We start from the raw sequence: 2,021 nt of genomic DNA, 5'->3' as shown, positions 1-2,021 counted from the left end.
CGACTGGAAGCGCGGACGTTTGTACAACGGGCGGGCTTCGCCCTGGATCGCGTCCGCCACTTCGCCGTACACCATGACGGTGGCGCCGCTGTCGGCCAGCAAGCGCAGATGCGGCCCGACGGCGGCAATTTCCTCTTCCACGGACCGCTGCGCCAGCCGTCCCGAATACCAGCCGGACACGCAGGCGAGATGGTATTTTCCCAGCACGGCGTTCAGGGCGGGGGCATCCTTGGGAAACTTGTTGCCCAGTTCAAAGCCCACATAGCCGATCTCGGCGCCTTCCTTGAGGGCTGTTTCCAGCGGCGTTTCACCGCCCAGGCTGGGTAAATCGTCGTTCATCCACGAGATCGGGTTGATGCCGATCTTCACATTCCATGTAGTCATTTTTGTTGTCCTTGGCGGTCAAGTTCATAACGGGCACGCGCCGCTTGCACGCCGGCTTGCGTCGAGACTTCGGGTACGGCCACTTCCCACCAGCAACCGCCCTCCTCGGTCGTGCGCGTGGCGTCCGTATTGATGCAGATCAAGTAGGTGCGGCTGGCGGCGCGGGCGCGCAGCATCGCCTGTTCCAGTTCGTGAATATTGGCCACGTGCTCGGACAGCGCTCCCAGCGACCGTGCATGCAGGGCGAAGTCGATGGCGGGTGCGCTGTCGGGCAACATATTGTTGAATGACGCGTTGCCGCACGCCTGCTGCAGGCGGTTGATGCAGCCGTAACCCCGGTTGTCGAGCACGACGATGATGAGTTTTTTGTCCAGCATGACGGAGGTGGCGATTTCCGAATTCATCATCAAATAACTGCCGTCGCCCACCATGACGATGACCTCGGCATCCGGTTTCGCCATCTTGACGCCCAGGCCGCCGGCGATTTCATAGCCCATGCACGAATAGCCGTATTCCATGTGGTAGCCGCCCGGCGTGCTGGTGCGCCACAGTTTGTGCAACTCGGCCGGCAGCGTCCCCGCCGCGCAAACGACGATGTCGCGGGTGGTCGAGTCCGGTGAGGAGCGCTGCACGGCGCCGATGACTTCGCCGTCATACGGCAAGCCGGCCACCTCGCGCTGGCCAGTAATGGCCAGGACGGTATCGCGCCATGCGTTCCCAGCCTGCTGTGCGCGGTCCAGCCACTGGCCCGCGCTATTCCAGTTAAGCAAGTACCGCGACAAGCCCTGCAAGCCAAGTGTCGCGTCCGCCTGCACGCCCAGGCCACGGCGTTTCAGCGCATCGAAAGCGTTGACGTTCAGGCTGACCAGTTGCGCTTGCGCAAACAGGGAGTTCGAGCCCGTCGTGAAATCCTGCAAGCGCGTGCCGACAGCCAGCACCACGTCCGCCTGCGCCGCCAGGGCATTCGCAGCGGGCGAGCCGGTGACGCCGATGGCGCCCATCTGCAGCGGATGGCCCCACGGCAAGGCGCTCTTGCCGGCCTGGGTTTCCGCCACGGGAATGCCGTGGCGCTCGGCAAACGCCTGCAAGGCGGCGCTGGCCTTGCCGTACAGCACGCCGCCGCCGGCCACGATCAGCGGCTGTTTCGCATGTTTCAGCAAGGCGGCCGCCTCTTCCAGTTCCTGCTCCACGGGCGGCATGGCGCGGAAACGCACGGTGCGCGGCTCGAAAAAGTCGGCCGGATAGTCATACGCCATCGTTTGCACGTCTTGCGGCAAAGATAACGTGACGGGACCGCAGGCGGCCGGGTCCGTCAAGGCGGCAATGGCGCGCGGCAAGGCCGTCAGCAATTGCTCCGGATACACGATGCGGTCGAAATAGCGCGATAAAGGTTTAAAGGCATCATTCACCGACACGCTGCCGTCGCCGGCGTCTTCCAGCTGCTGTAGCACGGGGTCCGGCGCGCGCGAGACGAACACGTCGCCGGGCAACAGCAATACCGGCAAGCGATTCACGTGGGCCAGCGCGGCGGCCGTCAGCAAATTGGTGGCGCCGGGGCCGATGGAACTGGTGACGGCCAGCATGCGCCGGCGCATGTGGGCTTTCGCATACGCAATGGCCGAGTGCGCCATCGCCTG

The 2,021-nt window shown here is 64.4% G+C and carries 2 protein-coding genes; both read right to left on the bottom strand.

Annotation, left to right across the window (positions count from 1 at the left end; translation table 11 throughout):
• A partial coding sequence (locus NCG91_RS27785; RefSeq protein WP_494337259.1) for an IolE/MocC family protein occupies positions 1 to 384 on the bottom strand: 384 nt, incomplete at its 3' end.
• On the bottom strand, positions 381 to 2,021 hold a 1,641-nt coding region (iolD, locus tag NCG91_RS27780; protein ID WP_251352081.1), incomplete at its 5' end, for a 3D-(3,5/4)-trihydroxycyclohexane-1,2-dione acylhydrolase (decyclizing). The genes iolD and NCG91_RS27785, both read right to left, overlap by 4 nt.

The sequence above is a fragment of the Janthinobacterium kumbetense genome, from assembly GCF_023703445.1.
Lineage (GTDB): Bacteria > Pseudomonadota > Gammaproteobacteria > Burkholderiales > Burkholderiaceae_D > Janthinobacterium > Janthinobacterium kumbetense.
Note: the sequence above shows the minus strand (reverse complement) of the source record. Positions and strands in the feature narration are given on the sequence as shown.